Annotated in this window: 15 protein-coding genes and 1 tRNA gene; 5 read left to right on the forward strand and 11 right to left on the reverse strand. The window is 65.8% G+C overall.

Annotated elements, in window-relative coordinates:
• Positions 1 to 44: 44 nt before the first annotated feature.
• Entirely contained in the window at positions 45 to 989 is a 945-nt protein-coding gene (locus CAL29_RS24130; protein WP_094855475.1) for a LysR substrate-binding domain-containing protein, read from the reverse strand.
• A 113-nt stretch (positions 990 to 1,102) separates the two neighbouring features.
• Here CAL29_RS24130 and CAL29_RS24135 point away from each other — a divergent pair, with 113 nt between their 5' ends.
• The 4 genes from CAL29_RS24135 to CAL29_RS24150 all read left to right on the forward strand — a co-directional run bounded on the left by CAL29_RS24135 (position 1,103) and on the right by CAL29_RS24150 (position 10,215).
• On the forward strand, positions 1,103 to 4,798 hold the full coding sequence (locus CAL29_RS24135) for an ABC transporter ATP-binding protein/permease (RefSeq protein ID WP_094855476.1): 3,696 nt from the start codon (positions 1,103 to 1,105) through the stop codon (positions 4,796 to 4,798).
• A gap of 209 nt (positions 4,799 to 5,007) precedes the next feature.
• On the forward strand, positions 5,008 to 8,793 hold the full coding sequence (locus CAL29_RS32110; RefSeq protein ID WP_143277737.1) for a hydantoinase B/oxoprolinase family protein: 3,786 nt from the start codon (positions 5,008 to 5,010) through the stop codon (positions 8,791 to 8,793).
• A gap of 224 nt (positions 8,794 to 9,017) precedes the next feature.
• Positions 9,018 to 9,986, forward strand: coding sequence for a tripartite tricarboxylate transporter substrate binding protein (locus CAL29_RS24145; protein WP_094855478.1), 969 nt, complete (start codon positions 9,018 to 9,020; stop codon positions 9,984 to 9,986).
• Between the two features lie 153 nt (positions 9,987 to 10,139).
• Positions 10,140 to 10,215 (forward strand) — tRNA-Gly (locus tag CAL29_RS24150).
• Between the two features lie 281 nt (positions 10,216 to 10,496).
• On the opposite strand, the gene CAL29_RS24155 is transcribed toward CAL29_RS24150, so the two are convergent.
• On the reverse strand, positions 10,497 to 11,444 hold the full coding sequence (locus tag CAL29_RS24155) for an alpha/beta hydrolase (protein ID WP_094856883.1): 948 nt from the start codon (positions 11,442 to 11,444) through the stop codon (positions 10,497 to 10,499).
• Positions 11,445 to 11,769: 325 nt separating this feature from the next.
• Positions 11,770 to 12,900 (reverse strand): FAD-dependent monooxygenase, encoded by a 1,131-nt coding sequence (locus tag CAL29_RS24160; protein ID WP_218831893.1) that lies wholly within the window; start codon positions 12,898 to 12,900, stop codon positions 11,770 to 11,772.
• Positions 12,901 to 13,056: 156 nt separating this feature from the next.
• On the opposite strand from CAL29_RS24160, the gene CAL29_RS24165 reads away from it, so the two are divergent.
• Positions 13,057 to 13,869 carry an AraC family transcriptional regulator gene (locus tag CAL29_RS24165; RefSeq protein WP_094855479.1) on the forward strand — a complete coding sequence of 271 codons (813 nt, stop codon included), beginning with the start codon at positions 13,057 to 13,059 and terminating at the stop codon, positions 13,867 to 13,869.
• 251 nt (positions 13,870 to 14,120) lie between these two features.
• Here the strand turns inward: CAL29_RS24165 and CAL29_RS24170 are convergent, their stop codons facing one another.
• From CAL29_RS24170 to CAL29_RS24205, 8 genes are all read right to left on the reverse strand, one after another.
• On the reverse strand, positions 14,121 to 15,767 hold the full coding sequence (locus CAL29_RS24170; RefSeq protein ID WP_256977706.1) for a PepSY-associated TM helix domain-containing protein: 1,647 nt from the start codon (positions 15,765 to 15,767) through the stop codon (positions 14,121 to 14,123).
• Between the two features lie 10 nt (positions 15,768 to 15,777).
• Positions 15,778 to 16,074, reverse strand: coding sequence for a hypothetical protein (locus CAL29_RS24175; RefSeq protein WP_094855480.1), 297 nt, complete (start codon positions 16,072 to 16,074; stop codon positions 15,778 to 15,780).
• A gap of 1 nt (position 16,075) precedes the next feature.
• The gene (locus CAL29_RS24180; protein ID WP_094855481.1) at positions 16,076 to 16,339 is read right to left on the reverse strand and encodes a hypothetical protein; all 264 of its coding nucleotides are present in this window, start codon (positions 16,337 to 16,339) and stop codon (positions 16,076 to 16,078) included.
• Between the two features lie 75 nt (positions 16,340 to 16,414).
• Positions 16,415 to 18,823 (reverse strand): TonB-dependent receptor, encoded by a 2,409-nt coding sequence (locus CAL29_RS24185; RefSeq protein ID WP_094855482.1) that lies wholly within the window; start codon positions 18,821 to 18,823, stop codon positions 16,415 to 16,417.
• A gap of 183 nt (positions 18,824 to 19,006) precedes the next feature.
• Positions 19,007 to 20,128: a FecR family protein gene (locus CAL29_RS24190; protein WP_094855483.1), complete on the reverse strand. Its 1,122-nt coding sequence runs from the start codon at positions 20,126 to 20,128 to the stop codon at positions 19,007 to 19,009.
• Between the two features lie 57 nt (positions 20,129 to 20,185).
• Positions 20,186 to 20,734 carry an RNA polymerase sigma factor gene (locus CAL29_RS24195; RefSeq protein ID WP_094855484.1) on the reverse strand — a complete coding sequence of 183 codons (549 nt, stop codon included), beginning with the start codon at positions 20,732 to 20,734 and terminating at the stop codon, positions 20,186 to 20,188.
• A 276-nt stretch (positions 20,735 to 21,010) separates the two neighbouring features.
• Positions 21,011 to 21,502: a tripartite tricarboxylate transporter substrate-binding protein gene (locus tag CAL29_RS24200; RefSeq protein ID WP_094855485.1), complete on the reverse strand. Its 492-nt coding sequence runs from the start codon at positions 21,500 to 21,502 to the stop codon at positions 21,011 to 21,013.
• Positions 21,503 to 21,661: 159 nt separating this feature from the next.
• Positions 21,662 to 22,630 (reverse strand): tripartite tricarboxylate transporter substrate binding protein, encoded by a 969-nt coding sequence (locus CAL29_RS24205; protein ID WP_094855486.1) that lies wholly within the window; start codon positions 22,628 to 22,630, stop codon positions 21,662 to 21,664.
• Positions 22,631 to 22,684 lie beyond the last annotated feature (54 nt).

Here is a 22,684-nt window from a genome sequence, read left to right on the forward strand (position 1 = left end):
CCGGCCGTGGTGAAGCCGTTATTTGCCTCCGCGCGATTCGCTTTTCAGCGTGATTCGGCTTCCTGCAACAGGAAGTCCACCAACGCCGGCAGCGCCGCGTCGATAGGCCGATTCGGCCGGACACGCATCACGTATCCCCATGATCCGCTCAAGCGCAAACCTGGCGTCAAAGCGACCAGGCGGCCGCTATCGAGGGCCTCGTCGACCAGGGGCGCGCGGCCCAGCGCGATGCCGACGCCGGCGCTGGCCGCCGAGACGATGGTGGCCATGCCGCTCAACACCAGCGGCGGCTGGGCCCGCGCGTCGCTCAGTCCCAGGCGCTCGCGCCAGGTCTCCCAGCCGGTCTCGGGGCTGTCGACGTGACGCTCCTCCAGCCAGCGGTGCTCCAGGAATACGCTGGGATCGTCGCGGCGCGCGGGTGGCACCAGGTCCGGATGGCAGACCGGCACCACGGTCTCGGTCATCAGCAGGATGTCGCCCGGCTGGGACTCGCGCGGCCCGCGCGGCTGCACGTGCAGCAAGGCCATGTCGATGTCCTGGGCGTGCCAGGCGGGATCCTGGCTGGCGTGCAGGTGCACCTGGATGTCGATGTCCGGATGCAGTTCGGCGAAGCGGCCGATGCGCGGCGCCAGCCACAAGGCGGCGAGCGAGGGGTTGGCGGACAGGTTCAGGCGATGCAGGCGGCGACCGCGCGAACGCATGCGCACGTCGCGGCACGCCGTCTGCAAAAGGGTCAAGGCTTGTTGCACGGATGCCAGCAGCGCGGCGCCCGCCTCGGTCGGCTCGGCGCGCCGGACCGTGCCGCCCCGGTGCAACAAGGGCGTGCCCAGCTCCGCCTCCAGGCCGCGCAGTTGGTGGCTGACGGCGCTCTTGGTGACGTTCAACTCCACCGCCGCGCGGCTGAGGCTGCCGAGGCGCGCGACGGCCTCGAAGGCGCGCAAGGCGGCCAGCGGCGGCGTACGGGCGACGGGATCGTCGGCGGCGGGCATTCTGGGCACTCAAGGGAGGAAGGGTTTAGTTTATCTCAACCCTCGATTGAAAAACTATCGCTTTCTGCTTGGCGATTGTTAAGCGAAGATGCCAGGCATAGAGGGAGCAAACCATGTATTTCGACTCGAGACTGTGGCGCCTGACCGCCGGCCTGCGCGCCGGCATGGCCGGCGGCATCCTGCTGGGCCTGCTGGCCCTGGCGGCGGGCATTGCCCGGTACATCTTCCTGGGCCAGATCCTGGCCCGCGTGTTCGCCGGCGCGCCGGCCGCGGAGTGGGCCACGCCGGCCATCGCCGCGGTGGCCATGATCGTCCTGCGTGCCCTGCTCGACCACCTGCGCACGCTGCAAGCCAACCGCAGCGCGGCGCAGGTGCAGCAGGTCCTGCGCGCGCGCCTGTTCGACCGCATCGCCGACCTGGGCCCCGCCTGGCTGGGCAGCCAGCGCACCGGCGGCGTCATGCTGACGGTGATCGACGGCGTGGAGCAGTTGCAGACCTTCTTCGGCCAATACCTGCCCCAGTTGGCGATCTCCATCGCCGCGCCCTTCGCCATCTTCGCCGCCATCGCCTGGTGGGACGCGCCGACCGCGGCGGTGCTGCTGCTGGCGGCCCTGCTGTCGCTGTTCGGCCCGATGGCCGTGCACATGCTGGACCGCCGCGCCAGCCTGGCGCGCACCCGCGCCCTCAATGCCTTCGGCGAGGATTTCCTCGACGCCGTCCAGGGCCTGCCCACCTTGAAGGCCTTCGGCCAGGGCAAGACCTGGGGCAAGCGGCTGGCCGACAAGGCGCGCGAACTGTCCAACCATACCTTCTGGGTGTTGTCCGTCAGCCTGCTGACGCGCGGCATCAGCGACCTGGGCGTGACGCTGGGCGCGGCGCTGGCGCTCACCCTGGGCGCCTGGCGCGTCGGCCACGGCGCCATGAGCGTGGAAGCGCTGCTGATCGTCCTGATGGCCGGCACCGAAATCTTCCGTCCCTTGCGCGACCTGCGCAGCGTCCTGCATCGCGGCATGCTGGGGCAATCAGCCGCGGCCGGCATCCATGCGCTGATGGACGCCCGGCCGGCCGATTCGGCCGCGCCCGTCCAGGGCGGCCAGAAGCCCGCCACGATCTCGCCGACCATCGAATTCGACGCGGTCGAGTTTTCCTATACCCCGCAGCGGCGCGCCCACCACGGCCTGAGCTTCCGCATCGAGGCCGGCGAGCGCGTCGGCGTGGTCGGGCCCAGCGGCGTGGGCAAGTCCACTATCGTGCGCCTGCTGCTGCGCGAGCATCTGCCGCAGGCCGGCGCCATCCGCATCGGGGGCTACGACATCGCCACGCTGGACGGCGAAACGCTGCGCTCGCAGATCGCTCTGGTCAGCCAGGACATCACGCTGTTCCATGGCACCATCGCCGAGAACCTGCGCCTGGGCCGGCCCGACGCCAGCGACGAACAACTGCGCGCCGCCGCGCGCGCGGCCAACATCGACGACTTCATCCTGTCGATGCCCGACGGCTACGCCACGCGCCTCGGCGAGCGCGGCCTGCAACTGTCGGGCGGACAGCGCCAACGCATCGCCATCGCCCGCGCCTTGCTGCGCGACGCGCCCATCCTCATCCTCGACGAAGCCCTCTCCGCCGTCGACGTCGAGAACGAGGCCATCATCCAGGAAGCGCTGGACAGGCTGATGGCGGGCCGCACCACGATCATCCTGGCGCACCGTCTGGCCAGCGTCATCGGCGCGGACCGCTGCCTGGTGCTGGACGCCGGACGCGTCGTCGAGGAAGGCAAGCACGATGCGCTGATGCGTAACGGCGGCCTCTACCATGCGCTGATGCATGAACAGGCGGCCGCGCATGGGGCCGGCAACGCAGGCGTGCAGGCATCGGATGGCGGCGCACGCCAAGGCGGGACGGGTCTTGCCGGCGCTGCGGGCCAGGCTGCCGCTGTCGACGATGCCGCGGCCGGCGGCCGGCGCGCTACGGCCGTCACCCTGAACAACACCGATGCGGACGCCGGCAGCCTCGCCGTGGCCGACGACGACGCGGACAAGGCCAACGGCGACACGCCCTCAGCGCCGCGCCTGCGCGCCTTGAGCGACGATGCCTCGCAGGTCGGCTGGCGCGCCGTCATCGCCACCCTCATGTCCGTGGTGCGTCCCTGGCGCGGCACCCTGATCGCCACCATCCTGCTGGGCGTGGCGCGGGTGGCGGCCTATATCGGCGTGGGCGTGGCCAGCGCGCTGGTGGTCTCGGCGGTCCGCGACGGCCGCCCCACCGGCACGCTCGTCACCGCCCTGCTGGTGGTCGCGCCGCTGGCCGCCCTGTTCCACTGGCTGGAGTCCTGGCTGGCACACGCCATGGCCTATCAGTTGCTGGCCGACATGCGCGTGAAGCTCTACGACAAGCTGGAACGCCTGGCGCCGGCCTATCTGCTGCGCCGGCGCTCCGGCGACCTGGTGGCCCTGGCCACGCAGGACGTCGAAATGATCGAGTATTTCTACGCCCACACCATCGCGCCGGCCATCGTTTCCGTGCTGGTGCCCTTGAGCGTGCTGGGTTTCCTCGCGGTGTATAGCTGGCCGGTGGCCCTGGCGCTGCTGCCCTTCCTGGGCTACGCCCTGCTGTCGCCGGTGCGCGGCCGGCGCCGCGTCGATGCGTTGGGCGCCAGCGCGCGCCAGGCGCTGGGCGAGATGAGCGCCCACGTCACGGACACCATCCAGGGCCTGGGCGAGCTCCAGGCCTTCCAGGCCACGGGCCGGCGCCGCGCGTCTTTCCTGGAAGTGGCGCAGGCCTATGGCCAGCGCAGGCTGGCCATCCTGGCGGACCTGTCGGCGCAGACCGCGTGGTTCGAACTGGCGATGGGCCTGGGCGGCGTGGCCGTGGCGGTGGTCGGCGCCTTGCAGGTGGCGGCCGGCAGCCTGCCGGCCGGGATGCTGCCGCTGCTGGTGCTGATCGCGGTCGCGACCTTCCTGCCGGTCTCCGAGATCTCGCAGGTGTCGCGGCAACTGGCGGACACGATCGCCGCGGCGCGGCGCCTGCACGTCGTGCACGGCGAGCCGGAGCCGGTGACCGACGGTCCGCTGCCGGCGCCGGCCTCACCCCAGGGCTTGCCCATCGCCTTCGACCACGTCACCTTCACCTATCCCGAGGCCGCCGCGCCGACCCTGCGCGACCTGAGTTTCGCGGTGCCCGCGGGCGCGACGGTGGCGCTGGTCGGCGCGTCGGGCGCCGGCAAGAGCACGGTGGCGAACCTGATGCTGCGTTTCTGGGACCCGCAGGCGGGCAGCGTCAAGCTGGGTGGCGTGGACCTGCGCCAGCTCAACCTGGACGCGCTGCGCGAACGGGTGGCGCTGGTGTCGCAGGACACCTATCTGTTCAACGACACCCTGGCCGCCAACATCCGCCTGGCCCATCCCGGCGCCACCGATGCGGAACTGGCCGAGGCGCTGCACCAAGCCGCGCTGAGCGACTTCGTGCGCCGGCTGCCCGAAGGGCTGGACACGCGCGTCGGCGAGCGCGGCATGCAGTTGTCGGGCGGACAACGCCAGCGCATCGCCATCGCGCGCGCCTTCCTGAAGAACGCGCCGGTGCTGATCCTGGACGAAGCCACCTCGCACCTGGATACGCTGAGCGAAACGCACGTGCGGCAGGCGCTGGACGCGCTGATGCGGCATCGCACGACGCTGGTCATCGCGCACCGCCTGTCGACGGTAAGGGGCGCGGACCTGGTGTTCGTGCTGGGACGCGGCGGACTGCTGGCGAGCGGGCGGCCGGAAGATGTGCTGAAACGGGAGAATCTGTACGCGGGGTCCGGGATAAGCTGATGCATGGCCATGCCGGGATCGATGCATGGCGTCGCCGCGCAAAAGCCGGATCGAGGCTCACGACCCGCTCTTTCCCTATTTGTATCGGCATAAAGCCATTCGCTGGTTCCTGACGAAAGGGATTCATTACAATTCCCTTCTCTCCGCGGGGCGCCTTCCCTTTGCGCCCCGCCGGAAAACGGGTTCATGACCCATTTCAGGAGCAAGGCGTGGCGCAGTGGGCAATCGGCATCGACATCGGCGGAACATTCACGGACCTGGTCGCCCAGGATCATGACAGCGGCGGGCAGCACAGCCTGAAGGTATTGACCACCCACGCCGACCCCACGCGCGCCGTCATCGACGGCGTGGGCCGCCTGATGCAAAGCGCGGCCATCGCGCCGGCCGACGTCAAGCGCGTGGTGCACGCCACCACCCTGTTCACCAACGCCCTGATCGAACGGCGCGGCGCGCGCACCGGCATGCTGCTCACGCGCGGCTTCATGGACATCATCGAGATGGGCAACGAGCGCAAGTACGATCTGTACGACTTGCAGCTCGACCGCGCCGCGCCGCTGGCGCCGCGCGACCTGCGCGGCGAGGTGGGCGGCCGCCTGGACGCCGCCGGCGCCGAACTCGAAGCGCTGGACATCGACGATGCGCTGCGCACGGTGGACCGCCTGGTCGCCGCCGGCGTCGAATCGCTGGCCATCTGCCTGCTGCATGCCTACGTGAACGACAGCCACGAACGCCGCCTGGCCGAGGCCATCGCGCAAAGGCATCCGGGCCTGGCGCTGACGCTGTCCTCCGAAACCGCGCCGGTGATCCGCGAATACGAACGCATGTCGACCACCCTCGCCAATGCCTATATCAAGCCGATGGCGCAGCAATACCTGCGCACGCTCGCGACCGGACTGGGCGGCCTGGGCCTGGACACCGACGTGCTGATGATGCTGTCCAACGGCGGCCTGGCGCACCTGGACGAGGCCCGCGCCCACCCCATCGCCCTGCTGGAATCGGGCCCGGCGGCCGGCGCGATTTCCGCCGCCCACTATTGCCTGCGCGAGGGCCAGCGCGACCTGCTGGCCTTCGACATGGGCGGCACCACGGCCAAGCTGTGCCTGGTGGAAGACGCCCGCCCCTCCATCGCCTTCGGTTTCGAGGCGGCGCGCCGCAAGCGTTTCGCGGAAGGCAGCGGCATGCCGATCAACATCACCACGGTGGACCTGATCGAGATCGGCGCCGGCGGCGGCAGCATCGCGCATCGCGACGAACTGGGCCTGCTCAAGGCGGGCCCGCGCAGCGCGGGTTCGGAGCCCGGTCCCATGTGCTACGGCCGCGGCGGCGACGCGCCCACCGTGACGGACGCCAACTTGACGCTGGGCTATCTGAACGCGGGATATTTCGCCGGCGGCACGCTGGCCATCGACGCGGCGCTGGCCGCGCAAGGCTATGACGCGCTGGCGCGCGAACTGGAACGCGACCGCACCGCCGTGGCCTGGGGCGTGCACGACATCGTGGCCGAGAACATGGCCGCGGCCGCGCGCGTCCACGTGGCCGAACGGGGCCGCGACCCGCGCCATTTCATCCTGGTGGCGACGGGCGGCGGCGGTCCGCTGCATGCCTATTACGTGGCGCGCAAGATCGGCGTGCGCACCATCATCTGCCCGCCCGAGGCGGGCGTGGCGTCGGCCTTCGGCCTGCTGGTGGCGCCCGCGCGCGCCGACCGTTCGCGCACGGTCAGCTTCAAGCCCGCCAGCGATCCCATCGAAAAAATCGAGCAGGCCTACGCGGCGCTGGAAGACAGCGCCCGCGCATCGCTGCAATCGCTGGCGGACACCTTCGGCCCCATCGCGCTGAAGCGCCGCGCCGATGGCCGCTTCATCGGCCAGGGCTTCAACCTGACGGTGGACCTGCCCGCCGGCCCTTATCGCCATGACGACGCCACCGGCGAGGACGCCTGGCGCGCCGCGCTGGACCAGGCCTTCCGCAGCGAATACCAACGCAAGTTCGGCCGCACGCCGCCGGACGTGCCGATCGAACTGGTCAACCTGCGCGCCACCGCCGAAGCGCCGCCCCGCCAGCCTTTCGAACCCGCGCCGCTGCCGGCGGGCGCCGCGCCGGCGCCGCATGCGCGCCGCCAGGTGTATTTCCATGAAGAGCGCCGCTACTTCGACACGCCGGTCTACCGGCGCGAACAGCTCTCGCCCGGCTTCACCGCACAGGGCCCGCTACTGATCGAAGAGCCCAGCACCACGCTGGTGGTGGGACCACTGGCGCGGGTCGCGATGAGCGTCAACGGCAACCTGGTCGTCACCATCGAGGAGACGCCCGCGGGCGGCCATCGGAAGACGGCGGACCAGGGCGCCGCGCCGGTGGCTGGTTCATCGGCCGCGGGCGAACCGGCCAAGGTCGACCCGGCCTCCGATCCTATCTTCCTGGAAGTCTTCTGGACCCGCATGCGCTCCGTGGTCAGCGAGGCCGCCAAGCTGATCGTGCGCACCTCGTTCTCGACGCTGTCCTCCGAGGCCAACGACTTCGCCGTGGTGATGACCGACTCGCGCGGCCAGACGCTGGCGGAGAATGCCGGCGCCATCCCGTCCTTCATCGGCACCCTGGGCAAGACGGTGCGCGCCACGATCGCGCGCTTCCCGCTGGCCGGCATGCGCGACGGCGACGTCTACGTCACCAACAATCCCTGGATCGGCACCGGCCACCTGAACGACGTCTGCCTGGTCAAGCCCATCTTCCATGACGGGCGGGTCATCGGCTTCGCGGCCACGGCGGGCCACGTGCCCGATATCGGCGGCAAGATCCGCTCGGTCGACGCGCGCGAGCTGTACGAGGAAGGCTTTCACATGCCGCTGATGCACTTCCTGCGCGCCGGCGAGCCCGACGAGACCTTGTTGACCCTGCTGCGCACCAACGTGCGCACGCCGGAGCAGACCACCGGCGACATCTGGTGCCACGTGGGGGCCACCGAACTGATCGCCGGCCGCGTCGCCACGCTGCTGGCCGAATACGGCCTGGAAGGCGTCGACGACCTCGCCGATGCGCTGTTCGACCGCAGCGAGCAGGCCATGGGCAAGGCGATCGCGGCGGTGCCCGACGGCGTCTATGAATACGGCATGAAGACCGACGGCTTCGCCGAGCCCTTCCACTTCCAGGTGGCGGTGCGCGTGGCCGGCGGCGAGATCGAATGCGACTTCGCCGGTTCCTCGCCGCAGCAGCCGCGCGCCATCAACTGCGTGCTGGCGTACACGGAGGCCATGACCCAGTACGCCATCAAGAGCCTGCTGGTGCCGGACCTGCCCAACAACCACGGCCTGTTCCGTCCCGTCCGCATCACGGCGCCGGCCGGCTCCATCCTCAACCCGGTCGCGCCGGCGCCGGTGGGCGGCCGCTCCTGCACCGGCCACTATGTGCCCACCGCGATCTTCGGCGCGCTCTACGCGGCCTTGCCCGGCCGCGTCATGGCCGGCGTCGGTTCGCCGGTGTGGATCACCAACATGAGCGGCGTGCGCGCCAATGGCAAGCCCTTCGCCACCGTGCTGTTCTACAACGGCGGCATGGGCGCCACGGCCGGCAAGGACGGCGCCAACGTGATGTCCTGGCCCAGCAATATCTCGCCCACGCCCATCGAGGTGGCCGAACGCGATTCGCCCCTGTTGTTCCGCTACAAGAAGCTGGTTCCGGGATCGGGCGGCGACGGCGCCTGGCGCGGCGGCCTGGGCGAGGAGGTCTGCTACGTCAACCGCCACCCGACGCCGCTGGGCGTGGTCTTCCTGACCGAACGCATCCGCATCGCCGCGCCCGGCTTGGCCGGCGGCGGCGACGGCGCGCCGGGCGCGGTGCTGATCAACGGGGTGGCCATCGACTCGCGCACGCCGCAGGTCCTGCAACCGGGGGACGAGGTGACGCTGCGCACGCCGGGGGGCGGCGGTTACGGCGCGCCCGTCGAGCGCGACGGCGAGGCGCGGGCGAGGGATGCCCGGCTGGGTTATGTCGAGGGGTGATCGGGAGGCCCGGCGGGTTGTGGACGGCCCAAGCACGGCAGCCGGCGGGGGATAGCCGGCTACCTGACCACCAACCGCATATTTCATATGCTTATAACGGTTCGCAATGAAATAATTAATTACTATATGCGGCAGTGCATCAACGCATATGTTTATCGTCCCCGGCCTGACCGGCGCGGGGGCGCAACTGCCATAACCGGATAAATCTCCGGGGGATCCCGACCATGACGATCATCCGCAAACTCCTGGGCGCCGCTGCCGCCGCGGCCACCCTCGCCTTCAGCGCCGCCGCCGGCGCCGCCTTTCCCGAGAAACCCCTGACCCTGGTGGTGGGCTTCTCCGCCGGCAGCAGCATCGACATGGTGGCGCGCACTGTCGCCAGCAAGCTCTCGCAGAAGATCGGCCAGTCCATCATCGTGGAAAACCGCGCCGGCGCGGGCGGCAACCTGGCCGCCGACTACGTGTCGCGCAGCAAGCCGGACGGCTACACCCTGCTGGTGGTGGCCAACAGCATCGCCATCGCCCCGGCCCTGTATCCCGACCTGAAATTCGACACGCAAAAGGACCTGCGCGCCGTGGCGTACGTCGGCATCGGGCCGGTCATTCTCAAGGTCAACAAGCAGCGCGGCTTCAAGACGCTGGCCGACCTGGTGAGCTACGCCAAGGCCCATCCCGGCGTGCTGAACTACGGCTCGTCGGGCATCGGCGGCACGCCCCACATGGCGACCGTCCTGTTCGACGAAGTCACCGGCATCTCGATGACGCACATCCCCTACAAGGGCGGCGCCGACGCCTTGAGCGCCCTGCTCGGCGGCCAGGTCGACGTCCTGATCAACCCCCTGCTGGGCGACGCCGCGTCCGACCGCGTGGTGCCGCTGGCCATCTCCGGCGAAAAGCGTTCGCCGCTGTCGCCCGACGTGCCCACCTTCGGCGAGCTGGGCTATCCCAAATACAACCTGGGCGTGTACTACGGCCTGATGGCGCCGTCCGACGTGCCGGCCGACGTCGTCGCCAAGATCAACGCCGCCGTCAATGAAACCCTGGCCGATCCCGGCATCGTCGAAACGCTGACCGACCGCAGCGGCATCGTGCTCAAGCGCGAAACGCCGCAGGAATTCCAGCAGTTCATCGACAAGGACATCGCGCTGTGGAAGGACGTGGTCCAGCGCAACCGCGCGGCCATCGAGAAGTAGACGTAGACGCAGTAGGCGCCATTTTCATGTTTTGATGGCCCGGCGCGCGACAAACCAAAAAATCTGTGTATAATCTCTTTCTCGCCGCTTTTCGAAGCGGCGAACTTATCGAAGCGAGACATTGCTTATGCAGTCATCGCTGACGATAGAAACGCGGGAATAGCTCAGTTGGTAGAGCGCAACCTTGCCAAGGTTGAGGTCGCGAGTTCGAGACTCGTTTCCCGCTCCAGGATTTTTGTCCATGGACATCCAGCAACGTCCATGGGTGATTGAGAAAGGCCGAAAACTTTGTTTTCGGCCTTTTTTTCGTTCAGCGACGTTCATTGACGTCCGCGTACAGCCCACGCGATTCAAGGCCATTTTTTAGCCCATTTTCTGAGTCGCACTCGCGGCTGATGGACTGGCTCCCAAGCGCCCGATCCGCGCAAACGTTTCAATCCAGGCCTTTTGCTCTGGATGGCCGCATATCCAGGTCAACTTCCTACGGAAAAACGATTTGATTGATTCGGCTTAGGGCTGGCTCACCGCTCGGTTGTGCACGAATGTTGAAATCGCTTCGACAACATGGTCTGCCAGAGGTAGGGCTGGGTCCGAGTAAGCGGCGAGATTTTCATTCCGGTCTGCTGTGTGAACGGACTTGAGAACGTGGTTTGCATTGGCGATCAGAACAAGTTCGGCTCGGGGATATGCCTGCTTGAGTCGTTGCGCATCGCGGGGGCTGACTTGCAGATCCCGCAGCCCCTGAATAATGAGCGCTGGTTTGGCGTAATCGGCCAGAAGGGTTGCTGGATCAAGTGTCAATTCACTCATGAGAAAGCGCTGCACCTGCGGCCGGAACAACGGCATAAGGCGCGGATCGATCTTTGTCGCGTCCACGGTTTTCCCGGCCTCGAGGGCGTCGAGTACCGACATGGCATTGTCCAGGATGGGGGCGTTCGCAGAATTAGAGCGCAGTTGTTCTCTCAATACTTCTCCGAGCGGGCGTCCTGCCGTGGATAACAAAATCAAGCCGCAAATGTCGGGCGTACGCTGTGCGGCTATCAGCGCCACCAATCCGCCTTCGCTATGGCCCAAGAGCCATACACAGGAAACGCCTGTGTGTTTTCGTATACTCGCCACCCACGAGTGAACATCCGCCGCGTAGTCGTCCAGCGTGACGTCATCCGCGTCAGGTATCGCCGACGCGCTACCGTACATGCCCCTCTTGTCGATTCGAACCGACGCGATGCCGTGACTTAGAAGCCCCTCGGCGAGCAGCCGGTACGTCGAAGCCCGAAGGCCGTCTGGGCTGTTGCCGTTCCGGTCGGTTGGGCCCGAACCCGGAATGATCAGGACCACCGGGACGCCTTGGTTGGCAGGCGAAGATAGCGTGCCTTGCAAGGGCCCCGCGGGACCGGGTGCGGCGATGTCCGCCTGCACTGTCTGCGATGGAGTTCCTGACTGGATAGCAGCAGTCATTGCGATAGCGGCGAGAATAGCCATTCGAGTCCCCGACGTCCGTGTAGAGCGTGCATAAAGCGGCGATCATTGTCGACGATGTAGATTGCCTCGTCGAGTGCCGAGTGACTCTGCCCGCGCCTCCCATACCAGCGTACAGTCGCGATTCTGCTGATGCCCCCTCGCGCGTCGTGATCATTTTTTTGCTCTCCCGGTTTCGGCCTTTAGTGTCGTCGCGGTAGATAAGTCGGCGGCGCCTCTAGATTTTCGATCGGATCCGAGCGACACCCCGCTGCACGTGGGTATAGAAGATCATTTGGGCTAGCCCTTACTAAACCCAGCGGTTTCAATTCACCTTCAGCCTTGAGTAGTCAGGAAGCGTGATCGCTTTGTATGCGCTCATCTTTTCCTCCGGCGACGGATCGTATTTGTAGGCGAGCGCCTGATTGGCCTCGGCGAATGGCCGCATGATATTTTCGTAATTTGCGAACGCGGTGGCGCGGTCCTCGTTGGACGCGATCTCGCCGGCTAGGATGTACGCTCCGATCATCGCGAGGCTCGACCCTTGGCCGCTTCGGAATGTAGGCGCATGGGCCGCATCACCAGCCACCACCACCCGTCCGGTAGACCAACAAGGCATGCGCACCTGACTCATCGTGTCGAGGAACAAGTCATCGGACTCCCTCATCATTTCAATCATGCGGGGCACCTCCCAGCCCCAACCCGCAAAACGTTCGGCGACAATCTCTCGCCGATCTTTGGCCGTCAGCAGTTCCTGCACCTTGTGTTCGTCATATTTGAATGCCAGGAGCGCATGCAGAACGTCGCTCTGCCCAGCGGGGTAGAGCGCTGCCATCTTCTCTTCATTCATCGAAATGAGCCCCTCGTGGGAGAGATCGATGTAGTTGGGAATGGAGAACACGGCATAGCAGCGGCCGATATAACGCTCGAACGAATGCTCGGTGCCGAACGCCAAGCCTCGCGTATTGGAGTGCAGGCCGTCCGTGCCGATAACGATGTCGAACTTCCGTTGCTTTCCGCTCCGGAAGGCTACGTCCACGCCGCCCTCATGCGAGGATAGTGAGACGATTGACTCCCCGAAGAGATATTCGACATCGTTGCGTGTCTTGTCGAACAGCAACGACGTAAGATCGGTACGACGAACCTCCAGGTCACGCGCCTGTTCATCGTTACGCCCCCCGGTTTCCACGACCCGCACCTTCTCGCCAGTCGGATCGAAGATGATGATGCGTCGTGTATCAACGTGCGCGGCCTTAAGTGCTTCAAGCAATTCCATACGTTCAACAACGTCGACTGCGGGGCCCCGCAGATCGATCGGATATCCCCCGCTACGCACGGCAGGCGCAATTTCAATGAGGGTTACATCAAAGCCGTAACGAGCCAACCAGAACGCAACTGATGGGCCGGCAATACTCGCCCCAGAAACAAGGACGGTTTTGATTGATTTATTCCGCAAGTCAGGCTCCTCGAAGCAGTCGTACAGATCGTGGAGGCGCTAGGGGCTCCGCTCATAATGCCGATAACGTAACCGGGACTTGTTTTGGCGTCATTCCGAAGTTTGGCCAAAATGTTATGCTATCTCGCCATTGCAAGTTTGCTGTTATAGCGAGCCATGCCCATCCTGAGTGCCATCCCCGAAGAGTCCCAGTGGATCGATCCTGATGCGGTGCCTCGCCCCATCGTGGCCTTGGGTGTCGTAATGGCAGAAGTGGGAAGGCTCGAGATCGACCTTCACAGCCATAGGAAGGGGCAGATCCTGATCGTGCAGCGAGGTGCGCTCAGTTGCGAGGTGGAGGGCGGACTCTGGATCGTGCCGCCGCGCAGCGCCCTTTGGATACCCGGTGGGGCGCTGCATGCCGTCAAGGCAACGGGTGCGCTTGAGGGCTATAACGCGTTTGTCGATCCGTACGTCGACGCCCGCTTGCCCCAGGTATGCTGCGCCGTTTCGGTGACACCGTTGCTGCGTGAACTCGTCACCCGCGCCGCGCAGCTACCTTACCTTTATGAAGAGGAAGGCGCTAACTCGCGCTTGGTGAACGTACTTCTTGACGAATTGGCGGCGGCGCAGGTCGAAGACCTTCATCTGCCGATGCCGGTCGATATCCGCTTACGCAGGATCGTCGACGAGATGATGGCCTCGCCGGCGGATCGGGGAACGTTGGGCATCTGGGCGAAGCGAGCAGGTATCAGCGAGCGGACCCTGATCCGACTAATCAGCCGGGAGACCGGCATGAGCTTCGGCCGCTGGCGCCAGCAGCTCGGCGTTGTGCTGGCCGTGAAGTGGCTGGCCGGCGGCGCTTCGATCCAGAAGGTTGCTGCCGACCTCGGTTACGAGAACGTGCCTAGTTTCGTGACTATGTTTCGAAAGGCGCTAGGCACCTCGCCAGGCCGTTATATGGCGGAGCGGCATTCGGGACGACACTGAGATGTAAGGCGGAGGGGGGCTGCCGCAATTGGCAGAACACAGGCCCTTCAAGCCCGATATAGCTGGGCCGGCCGGCCTTACAAGATCCACTGGTGTGACGCCATCAAACCGGCTTGCGCAGCCTTGTTCATATTGTCGGCGACTACGATGGCGTCCGGGTTCAGTTTGGGGTAGAAGGCTTCCAGGCAGGGCACGTAGAGATTAGTGGGCGCCTTCAGACTTTGGCATCCACAGCAATTCGTTTGCCGTGGCTAGGTTTTCCGCACCGCTGGGCGCGTAGCGGACGTCTGCCTCGCCCGTTGCTCCGACCACACGCTGTCCGCCGGGCCATGTTTCACGCGCCGTGCCGTGGCCCGCGCTATCCAGGCGAAGCACCAAGCGCCGATGAAGGCCACCACGTCCACGCCTATGGTCGCGGCGCTTCCATGCGCCCATATACCCAGCGAAGGGAGCAGCAGCGCACCCAGCGTGGTCAGCGGGATCGCCACCGTCGCGGCCGCGCATAGCCACAGCAATTCCACCGACGCCTGAGCAGCACCGCGCGCGAACGCCCAGCCGATGCAGGCGAAGAACACCGCGTAGTAGACGACTTCGTGCCAGCGGTTGAGATCACCCACATGCCCGTGCAGCCACTTGGCCGCCACGATGGTGGCCGATAGCCCGGCTACGCAGCCCAGGCACACGCCTACGGTGCCGGCGGCAAGCCAGTAGGTGTCGCGGCGTTGCTGCGGCGTTTCACCATCCTTGCGCGCCCGCTTGCGGCGCGTTTCCACCCATAGCAGGTTGCCGCTATAGAACAGCCAAGCTCCCGCGAGGCCGAGGAAAAAATAGGCCCACTTGATCGTTGTGCCGCCATATTGGCCGAAGTGCAGGCCATCTATCACCATATCGATTCGCCACCACGGCTCCTGCCGTGAAGGACTGAAATCGCCGAGCATGTCGCCGCTCACGGCGCTGAGGGTGACGCTTGTGAGAAAAGTGTCCCCTACGTAGCCAGGCTCGGCGCCCGAAAATTTGACGGCCGCAGATATGTCGCCGGTATTGTAAAAGGTCATCGCATCGGGGGCGTATCCCGGCGCCTGCGCTTGCAGGCGCTTCAGCAATTGCGCGGGCGGCAGCATGGGGGCCATCTCACCCGTGGGCTTGGGCGGCCTCGTCGGCGCCCAGAATTTCTGGATCACGGACCACTGTTTGCCACCGTAGATCACGCTGTCCTGCGCCGACCAGAGCACTGCGCCGAATCCGAACGACGTGGCGGTGACGGCCATGACGATGTGGAATGGCAGGCTCGTGATGCCGACGATGGTATGCGCATCCTGCCACATGCGCTTGAGGTTCTTGCCCACGCGCAGCGCGAAGAAATCCGCCACCAGCGTCGGCAACAGCATGATCACGCCGGCGATCAGCGCCACCCCGTAGAGCAACGAGACCATGCCCATGAAATACGACCCCCATGGATCCGGAATCCCGACCTGCCTGTGAACCTCATCGACGAACTCGGCCAATTCGGACGGCTCCTCCTGCTTCGTCAGCAGCGTGCCGTCGGACTTGAGCGTCCCCCACCAGTGGACATGCCCATGCGGCTGGCCGGGCGCGTGCGGCGTATCTTCCACCCAGGTCACCCGTGCAGGCTCGTTCTCGTGACCGCGCAGATGCAGGGTGATGCCTTCCTCCCGTGCCTCGGGGTGCTCGGCCGCCACCCGCTCGATGAGTTCGGCTGAATCGTCCAGCGGCACGGCCGCCGCGCCCACGGCGGGCGGCGAGGCCCAGCGTGCGATCGGCTCCCGGAACATGGTCAGCGCGCCGGCATAGAAGGCAATGAACAGCGCAAAGCCACAGGTGATGCCCGTCCAGGTGTGGACGGTCTTGTAGATGCGGAGGATGTCAGAACGGATCATGCGGCGCCCCTTATGCAAAGAACCAGAAGCGGCAGGCGAACAGCGCCGCGAAGCTGACCAGGTTCGCCACGCCTAACCAAAGCCAAGCCGTCGAGCCGCTGCGGAACAGGAAGCACAGGCCGAACACGAGAATCCAGATAAACGCCACCATATGCCGCAACAGGCCGTAATGGCCGGCCGGCGTGGCCGCGGGATTGCCTATCGCCAAATAGACGAACAGACCGGCCAACGAGAGCCCTAGGCCGAAACCCAGGATAGCGCCGGCGCTGGTCTTGGCCCACCAGTCGGGGCGGATCTTTGCAGCCATGTCAGGACCTCCTTGCGCGGCGCAGCGCGACGGCATAGGGAAAGGCGAACAGGCAGACCATTGCTACATGCAGCATCACGAACAGGCCGGACAGCGGCCGCAAGGCCGCGACCCATGAAGCAAGTCCCGCCGCCAGCAGCAGACAGGCGGCCGCCAGCAAGAGACGATTGGACGATTCGCGTTCAAACCATTTCTGATTCGGGCTGGCAAGGTAGAGGCAGGCGCAGCCCAGGATAGTGAACGCCAAGGCGGAAAGGACAAGCATGGTTCGGGTCGACTCCTTGCTCTCGGACACAATGGCGGCCAGCGCTTGCCAGCCAAGCGCTGACGCACGATTCGATCAAAAATCGATGGAGGCTGACAGCCAGAAGGTGCGTGGTGCGCCGACGATGGCGCCGCCGTTGGCGTAGACGCCCCAGTAGTGCTTGTCGAAAACGTTGTTCACGTTGGCACGGAACACGACATCCTTGCCGCCCAGCTTGGTTGCATAACGCGCACCCAAGTCCAGCACCGTCCACGGCGGCAGCTTGACCGAGTTGGCGTTGTCCAGATATTGCGCACTGGTGTAGATCACCCGGCTATTCAGCGCCAGGCCCGACACCCCGGGCACGTCCCAATCCAGGCCCAGGTTGGCGGACCAAGGCGGGGAGCCGGGCGCCTGGTTGCCGTCGTACAGGCCATCCTGCGTTTTGGTCAATCGACCTTGTAAATAGGTCACCCCACCCAGCACACGCAGGCCGGTCGTCAGCTCGCCGAAGATTGCCCATTCGATGCCGCGGTTGCGCTGCTCGCCGTCCAGGCGCAGCGTGGGCAGCGGCGAAGTGCTGTTGTCAGTTGTCGTGCTGGGCTGTTTGATCTGGAACACGCTCAGCGTGTTGGTGAAGCTTCCCGTTTGCAGCTTGGCTCCCACCTCGACCTGCTTGGTCTTGTAGGGTGGAAAGACCTCGCCGGCATTCTGGTAAGTACTGCCAACCGTCGTGCCTTGCGACAAGCCCTGGATGACGTTGGCGTAGAGCGACAGATCGTCGGCCGGCTTGACCACCAGGCCGGCCATCGGTGTCCAGGCGCTGGCGTCGTAGCGCGATGTCACTGCGCCGCTGTTGGCATCGAAATTGTCGACCTTCACGTGCTGTCGGCGCTCGCCCAGCGTCAGCAGCACGCGGTCGTCGATGAAGCCCAGCGTGTCGGCCAAGGCCACCCCACTGAGCGTGTTCTCCGACGCCTTCGGAATGTCGGTCGGCGAGACGGGCCAGGAGAGGATGGGCGCCGGCGCATAGATGTTGGTCGATTGGGTGGCGCCGGTTGCTCTGGCCACCCAGCTATCCCGGTTCATATACGACGCGCTCAAAGACACTGAATGGCTGACCGGGCCGGTCTGGAATCGGCCGCGTAAACCCGTCTCGGCGCTTTGTGTCCTGGTCTTGGTAGGCCAGGCATAGGCATACACGTCGGCATCGCCATTGGCTTGCAGATTAGAAATCCATCCTGGCATGACTCCCTTCATCGTGCCATGCTGCATGCCAAACTTGGCGTAGCCGGTCCAGCGGTCGTTGAAGTCGTATTCGCCGCCAAGGATCGCCGCTTCCGTCGTCTCCGTGCTTCCGGGGCTACCCGGAAGGATGTCCGTCCGGCCGCTGGGCGCGGCGGGCATCGAAGTCATCCCGTTGCCGACCCAGACCAAGGGGGGCGAAGCACCGTGCATTCTCTGCTGCACGCGATAGGCGTCCAGCGTCAGGCGCAGTTGCTCACCCCGGTAGTCCAACGCCAGCGCGCCGGTGCTGCCCTCTTTCTTCTGATCGTGGATATAGCCCTCACCGTTGCTGTAGCTGCCGTTGAAGCGCAGGCCCCATTCGCCGTTGGCGCCGAAGCGGCGGCCCATGTCCACATGGCCTTTCCACAGCGAATCCGACCCGACACCCAGCGTGAGGCGCGTCAGCGGGTCATCGCCCGCTCGCTTGGGGACGATATTCACGGAACCGCCCACCACGCCATAGGGCGACATACCATACAGCAGTGCGCTCGGGCCTTTCAGCACTTCCACCCTTTCCGCGAAGTCCGTCGGAAGATCGCCCCAATATGGCGTCATTCCATACAGCCCGTCGAACGTCGCATCCCGGGTGGCGACCGAGAAACCCCGAATCTTGATGGCCGATGAGCTGACAGCGCCGCCCGGCAACGATTCACGAATTGAGGGCTCGTTGCGCAACACATCGAGCACCGAACCAGCCTGCTGGTCCTCCATCAACTGCGAAGTGTAGTTTGTGATGTTGAAGGGCGCCTCCATCACGTCCACATTGCCCAGCATGCCCAGCCGCCCGCGGCGCGCGACCTGCCCGCCCGCGTAAGTCTCGGGCGGCGTGGTATTGCCGGTCACCGTCACGAGCGGCAGCGTCGCCATGTCGCCACCGGTAGACGGAGCAGCCTTGATGACGACGGCAGCCCCCTCCCGCGCGGCGATCAATCCACTGCCGGCCAGCAGCCGGTCCAGCGCTTGGCCCGGCGTCAATGTGCCCGACACGGCCGGGGCGGTTTTGCCGGCCACCAGGGCGGGCTGCACGATCAGTTGCACGCCAGTTTGCAGCGCCCAGTTGCTCAGCGCCTGGCTTAGCGGCTGCGCAGCAAGGTTGAAAACTGCCGGTTCGCCCGGCAGGCCGGCGGCCATGCCCTGGGCATGGGCAGAGACGGCGGCAATGCCCAAAGCGACGGCAAGCGCAAGCGGCACCGGGTGGCGCAGCGAGGAAAAGGGCATGGGTTTCTCCAGATCCAGAAACAAAAACGAATGATTCTTATTTAAGAAGACGAACCATCCGCTGGATACCCTAGCCCCTATATGTCACAATTTATTTCCGATCTTGATAGGTTGACGTTTCCCGGCAATTTCATAAAAAAGCGCCGTGCTGCGAGTGCCCTGCCTTGCCCGGCGCCGCGGACGCTATCGCGCCAGCACAACTTCTACCGCGCCGCCGCCAGCCACTTTCAACTGTACCGGCAGCGAGGCGGGCAGCACGCGCCGGAAGGTGGCCATGTCAAGCGGGTCGAAGACGCCGGTGATGGGCAGGGCGGCGACGGCGGGGTCGCGGATAAGCAGTTGCGGGTCGCCGTAGCGGGCGAGTTCGGCCAGCGCATAGTCCAGCCGCTGGTTGTCGAACCGCACGCGATGGTCGCGCCAGGGAGCGATGCCGCCCGCGTCGACGACAGACACGGCGGAGAGTACGCCCGCCTCGTCGCTCGACACTTGCTGCCCCGCCGACAGGATGATGGCTTGCCCTCCGCCACCGACCGGCGATGCACCCGTGGGCGCGTCGATGCGCTCCACTCGCACGGCGCCTTTCTCCACGGCGACGTGGACGCCCCCGCCGCCGGGAATCTGCGGCGTGTGCCGGACGGAAAAGCGAGTGCCGACGACAGTGATACGCATGGGACCGGCCAGTACGTGGAAAGGCCGCCCGGCATCGCTCTGGACGGCGAACACCGCCTGGCCGTCGAGCAGCTCCACCTCACGGCGCTGGCGGTAGTAGGCAACCTCCAGCCGCGTGTCGGTGTCGAGCCGCAGGCGGGTGCCGTCGGACAGCGAGACTTCTGACTGCTGGCCGCGCCGAGTGTGGAAGGATTGGCTGTACAGGGGCCGGGCCTGCCAGTAGTTCCAAACGAGCAGACCCGAGCCGCCGGTAACGGTGGCCACGCCGGCAACGGCCAGCCCTGACGCCAGGATGCGGCGGCGCAAAGGCATGGGCTGCTGCACGGGCCGCTGTCGGTCAGGGGCCACGGCCTGCGGATCGGCCTGCCCGGCGCCGGTATCGGCATCCAGGGCCTGGTCATGTGCCAGATTGCGCTGCAACAGGCTACGCATGTCCGGTGCAATGTCGTCGAACGCTTGCCATTCGCGCTGCCAGTGGTCGAAGGCTTGCCGATGCGCCGGATCGGCGAGGAGCCAGGTCTGGAAGGCGCGCTCCCCCTCCGCACCGAAGTTCTCGTTGCGGCGCCGGACGAACCAGTCCAGCGCTTCCTCGCGTGCGCGGGAATCGTCGGCTGGCAAGATGGGATGGGTGCTCATGGGATCGTGCTTTTTATCCAGGTAGACGTGCGAGCCGCCATATACCCTAGCCTGTTATCAATCATGTCGGGATCGGCTCAGTTTTCTGCGCACGACGGCGGGCGCCTGTCTCGCGCCGGCCGCCTGCGCCCGGCGGCGTTCGCAGGCGTCCAGCGCGTGCTTGATGTGCTGCTCCACCGCCTTGACCGAGACGCCCATGTGTCGCGCGACCTGGGCATAGGTCATGCCGTCGAAGCGGTTGAGCATGAACGCCTCGCGGCAGCGCGGCGGCAAGCTGTCGATGGCGGCAGCCAGCGCCGCCACCCCTTGCTGCGCCGACACCGCAGTCTCGGGCTCCGAGTTGCGGCTGGCGTACGCCGCGTCGGCCTCGGCCTGCGCGTCGGGCACTTCCACGCTGGCGCGCACGTCGGCGTGCCGCTGGTGATCGATTACGAGGTTGCGGGCGATCTGATACAGCAGCGCGCGCGAGTTCTGCACGAGCTGGCCGCCCTGGCGCGCCGCCAGCACACGGGCGTAACTTTCCTGCGCCAGATCAGCCGCGGTGTCGCGGTCTTTCACGGCGCGGGCAAGAAAACCCAACAATTCTCGATAGTAGCGCTCAAGCACGGATCAGCGATTGCCAAAGGAAAATAAGGCATTCCCTTCAGCAGACGAGTATCGAGCCAAGGACTAGCCCGGTGCAGGCAGAAAATGGGAATTATTATTATTATTATCACAGAGGTTGCGGAAATCAGACAGCACGGCTGCTGTTGCTGCGCCCTCCCCGAACGATGTCGTGACCTTCAAGCTCATCGTCCATTGTGCATAGGCGCCTTTAACGGGCAGGGATCATGCTTATGACTAGCAGGCATATATACCTATTGGGCCGCGGCGTCCCCCTCCTCAATTGACGGTTATCCCGCGCGCCTTTACCAGTGCCTGCCATTGTTCGCTTTCATGGCGCGCGAAAACGGCGAACTCAGCGGGTGAATTGCCGACCGGGTCCATGCCGGTACCACGCAGACGTTGCGCCACCGCCGCATCGGCGACGGCATTGCGCACAGCCTCGGACAGCTTGCCGACAATATCGGGCGGGGTCTTGGCCGGTACGAAGACGCCGTTCCACTCCAGGATCCCCAGGCCAGGGAATCCGCTTTCGGCAAGGGTCGGGACATCCGCAACTCGGCCATGCGCGCCCTGGCGGCGGCGACGAGATCCGCCAGGGTGCGGATCGGCGAGCCTTCCTTCACCACCAGCAGCATGGGCGTGGTCACGCCGAATGCCGACGCACCGCGCATAATGGTGTAGCCGTCCGGCGCCGCCTTGGCCACGTAGTCGGCGCCGATGACGCCGCCCTTTCTCGACGATGACCGACTGGCCCAGCGTGAGGGTCAATTTCTGGGCGAGGACGCGACCGGTGTTGTCCCCGGCGCGGCGGTAATCGTCGAGTTCGAAACCAGATGACGCGGCATGGCCGTCAAATCACTCCCGGTTGGATATCCGGCGCTGCGATGCAGCCGGACGTTCGGGGCCGCGTCACGACGGGCGGGTGGATTATTGCTCGACGATATGCTGTTGCGCCGCCAGCTCGCGCAGGCGCTTGATTTCACTGGCGATCAACGCGGCGAATCGCGCCGGCGTACCGCCCATGGGTTCGGCGCCCTGCTTCAGCAACTGCGTCTTGATTTCCGGATCAGCCACGACCTCGTTCAATGCAGCATTCACTCTCTCGACGATGGGAGCGGGCGTCCCGGCGGGAGCGAGCACGCCCCACCACGTCTCGTATTCGTAACCGGGCAGCGCCGACGCAATCGTGGGCAAACCGGGCGCGACCGGGCTGGGCGCCAGGCTGGTAATGCCTATGCCCTTGATCTTCCCATCATTCACCATGGGCAGCACCACAGGCGCGCTAGCGATATAAACCTGCACCCGATCGCCGATGAGATCGCTGACCAGCGACCCGACGCCCTTGTAGGGGACATGTGCGATCTGCAAGTCGCCGCCCCGCACTTTCAGCAACTCCGCGCTGAATTGGTTGAGGCTGCCTATCCCGCTCGAGGCGTAGTTGTACTTACCAGGATGCTCGCGGATGCGTGCGATCAGCTCCTGCGGCGAGGACGCCGGGAATTCGTTGTTCACCGCCACGATCAACGGACTGTGCGCGAGCGAGCCTATGGGCGCGAAGCTCTTGATCGGATCGAACGGCAGGTTGTGGCGGATGGCCGCATTCGATGCGAAGGTCGAAGAGGTGATCAGAAGCGTGTAGCCGTCGGGCTTCTGCCGCGCTACATAGGCAGCGCCCAGGTCACCGCCGGCGCCGCCGCGATTGTCGATGATGATGGGCTGGCCCAGCGCCTTGGCCAGATCGCGCGAGATGATGCGGGCGACGATGTCATTGGAGCCGCCCGGCGGAAAAGGCACCACTAAGGTAACGGGTTTGTCGGGCCAGCCGGCCCGGGCCGGCAAGGCCGCGGCCGCGAGCGGAACAGCCAGCGCCAGGCCTCGAATGAGCGATCGAATCACTGGGGTCTCCTACCTAATTTTTATCATCGTTGAGGCCTGGGGCGCCGGCCGGCC

Source organism: Bordetella genomosp. 10 (genome assembly GCF_002261225.1).
Taxonomy (GTDB): Bacteria; Pseudomonadota; Gammaproteobacteria; order Burkholderiales; family Burkholderiaceae_B; genus Bordetella_C.

Bases quoted from the DNA above. Each gene is read 5' to 3' on its own strand.
- CAL29_RS24130 (WP_094855475.1), bottom strand. From the start codon at position 989: ATGCCCGCCGCCGACGATCCCGTCGCCCGTACGCCGCCGCTGGCCGCC.
- CAL29_RS24135 (WP_094855476.1), top strand. From the start codon at position 1,103: ATGTATTTCGACTCGAGACTGTGGCGCCTGACCGCCGGCCTGCGCGCC.
- CAL29_RS24145 (WP_094855478.1), top strand. From the start codon at position 9,018: ATGACGATCATCCGCAAACTCCTGGGCGCCGCTGCCGCCGCGGCCACC.
- CAL29_RS24155 (WP_094856883.1), bottom strand. From the start codon at position 11,444: ATGACTGCTGCTATCCAGTCAGGAACTCCATCGCAGACAGTGCAGGCG.
- CAL29_RS24165 (WP_094855479.1), top strand. From the start codon at position 13,057: ATGCCCATCCTGAGTGCCATCCCCGAAGAGTCCCAGTGGATCGATCCT.
- CAL29_RS24170 (WP_256977706.1), bottom strand. From the start codon at position 15,767: ATGATCCGTTCTGACATCCTCCGCATCTACAAGACCGTCCACACCTGG.
- CAL29_RS24175 (WP_094855480.1), bottom strand. From the start codon at position 16,074: ATGGCTGCAAAGATCCGCCCCGACTGGTGGGCCAAGACCAGCGCCGGC.
- CAL29_RS24180 (WP_094855481.1), bottom strand. From the start codon at position 16,339: ATGCTTGTCCTTTCCGCCTTGGCGTTCACTATCCTGGGCTGCGCCTGC.
- CAL29_RS24185 (WP_094855482.1), bottom strand. From the start codon at position 18,823: ATGCCCTTTTCCTCGCTGCGCCACCCGGTGCCGCTTGCGCTTGCCGTC.
- CAL29_RS24190 (WP_094855483.1), bottom strand. From the start codon at position 20,128: ATGAGCACCCATCCCATCTTGCCAGCCGACGATTCCCGCGCACGCGAG.